The following is a 2568-nucleotide window of genomic DNA, read 5'->3' as shown; positions in this document are numbered from 1 at the left end:
TAAAACACAAAAAAAGCTGTAGACGGATCTACAACTTTCTATTATTCTTTGAAATTACTGCATTTAAAAATCTTTCCATATTAAATTCCCTTTCTAAAAAGGTTTTCACTTACACCATTCCCCATAAAGTAGCAATAATGTCATCGGTTACGTCAACGCCCCGTTCATGCTGGGCAGTTCCTGCCACACGAACGCTTAGTTGTTATGGGCTGGCTTTATTCTTTGGGTATTAAATGTTCAATCGAAAAATAGTAAAATTCACCTGAAATAGGGTTTCTTGATTCTTTATTATAAACCTTCACTGGTATATTAAATTTCTTTCCAATATTGGCAATTGAATCTTCACCATTCCAAAACTTATCAGTCAAATTTTCAATAAGGGTTTTGTTTTGGTCAGGTTTAGATAAGTGGAATTGTTCTATTTGGATAGAAGCTGTCGCTTGAGATTTTGTAAACTCTAAATACTCGTAACTTCTTCTTTTTAAAATCTCATCATTATCAATCCTGTTATTACTATAGTGTAAAATAATTACTTCTCTTCTTTGAAATCCAGTTAAAAGTTCACTTAGAAATAATTTTGATTCCTCTTCGCTATTAACTGTATAAGTTGTAACAAAATGGATAATTGCACAATAGTTTTTGTCTTCAAATCTTAAATCAATTATATATTCCATAATTTATATTTAATTGGTAATAAATTCATTTGTTAAGTCATCTAAATAAGTCAATTTCATGTCAAGTGATTTTACAAATTCAAGTTCCTTATCTCTAGGTTTTGAACTAATCACAATTTCCAACTTTGCATTTTTGTTATTAAAATAACGGTATTCCAATAACTGTCCTACTGCGATTCTAATAGCATATTTAGTATCCATATTCTTTGTAGGCTTAATTTCACAGTAATAGCTAATATCACCTTGTGTGTATTGCACATCAATATAGTCTTGATTTTCTATGTAATCAACACCTCTCTTTGAAAGATAATCAACGAAAAGAGCTTGCAGTTTTGCATGCAAAGGCTCAATATTCCTTTGTCCATTAATCCAGTAGGAAAATGCTCTTGATGCAGGAGCATTTGCACCACTACTTGAATATCGTTTTCTGAGCTTTGTGTTTGATTTCACTTTAGTATCACTATCAACCCAGTCTGTATCAAATTCACCAGTTGTCAACCAGTCAATTATTTGAGGCTTGTCTGCAAAATTATCAGATAGTGTTTCTAATACAAGTTGTGGTAAAACCCTTTGATAGCTTCCATGCATTGAAATCAGCTTGTCCTTTCCTGAAAAATCTTGTGGGTTTAATAAAACTGGTTTTTCAAACCAGCAATAATTTTCTGTAGGACATTTCCATTGAACCCAAGTATAGTTCTTTTTCCAGTGTTCAAGAAAGCTTTCTTTATCATTATCAAACGCTCGTTTAACGGTACCTTGTTGCCAAACTTGATGATGATTCTCATAATTGTTTAATTCGGAAGCAATAAGTTTTCTTTCGTCTATATCGTTGTGATAAACATTTGTTGCAATACCAACTGCGTACTGTTTCTTCTCAAAAGAAGCAATCATTACAATACCCAAATTACCATCATTTGAATATTCTAACAATTTTGGTTTGCTTTCAGTATGGAAAACTTTAAAGTTTCTCCAAACCCAGTTATCATCGTTATTCCACTCCTCATGACCATAACCATTGTCTTTTGAAAAACCTCCAGCACTCTGAAATCCCGAAGGCCCTTTGTAATTATCAGTATTCCACATTATTGGTTTTAAAACACAAGTCTTAGTAAGTTGAGTTTGGGTTGTTAATTCCTTGGTTTCAACATCTTTATAGATTGGAAGCAGATTATCAAATGTTTGAAGAATCTCATTGTAGTTAAGTTTATCTTTTTCAATAAGTTTTCCAAAAAAGATAAAAGTACCATTTTGAATTAGTTCACTATCAATTTTTCTAACATCAAAAATATCACTTCTCACTCCACCTTGCCAATACCACATATTATAATCACTAAACACATTTGGCTTTTCTTGAATTAAAGTATTTAGTTTCTTAATTTTTGGTCTTAGTAGGTTGATATCAGGTAATGTTTGGCTTGTTTCAAGTGAAAACGCTAATCCATATCGAAATCCTTCATCCTCAAATCCAATATTATATTGAAGTTCAGACCTTCCTCCATAATGAAAAGCCCAATCATCAGTCATAGTTTTTGAGTCGTCAACAAAAATATTGCTATTAGCTTTTTTCTTTAAACCTTTTAAATCCTTGCGAATATCTTGCAGATTACCAATCTCGTAATCATTTGACATTTGGTTAATCTGAATTGCAATATCTCTTAAACTATCACTCATTTTACATTTTATTATCGTTTGATATTAGCACGATGCTCTTTTTAGCTTGCCCATAACGGCAGTCTGTCTAAAAACTCAACAAACTGCTCAAATAAGTGTTAAATATAGCGGTTTTTAGGATACATAAAAATTGAAAGTATGTTTATTTTCTGACCGAAAATAAGTTCTTATCTGAGTCAGATTTAACTCTATTATTAGCAGTAATTCATGCAAATAAGATTAG

2 protein-coding genes are annotated in these 2568 nt (G+C 31.4%); both read right to left on the bottom strand.

Going from position 1 to position 2568, the window contains the following annotated elements:
- Positions 1-215: 215 nt before the first annotated feature.
- Positions 216-674, bottom strand: coding sequence for a hypothetical protein (locus BZG02_RS20605; protein WP_101263633.1), 459 nt, complete (start codon positions 672-674; stop codon positions 216-218).
- A gap of 9 nt (positions 675-683) precedes the next feature.
- Entirely contained in the window at positions 684-2345 is a 1662-nt protein-coding gene (locus BZG02_RS20600; RefSeq protein WP_101263632.1) for a hypothetical protein, read from the bottom strand.
- Positions 2346-2568: the final 223 nt, after the last annotated feature.

This window comes from Labilibaculum filiforme, assembly GCF_002843315.1.
GTDB classification, from domain to species: Bacteria; Bacteroidota; Bacteroidia; order Bacteroidales; family Marinifilaceae; genus Labilibaculum; species Labilibaculum filiforme.
Note: the sequence above shows the minus strand (reverse complement) of the source record. Positions and strands in the feature narration are given on the sequence as shown.

Excerpts from the sequence above, each read along its gene's own strand:
- BZG02_RS20605 (WP_101263633.1), bottom strand. The coding sequence starts at position 674 with ATGGAATATATAATTGATTTAAGATTTGAAGACAAAAACTATTGTGCA.
- BZG02_RS20600 (WP_101263632.1), bottom strand. The coding sequence starts at position 2,345 with ATGAGTGATAGTTTAAGAGATATTGCAATTCAGATTAACCAAATGTCA.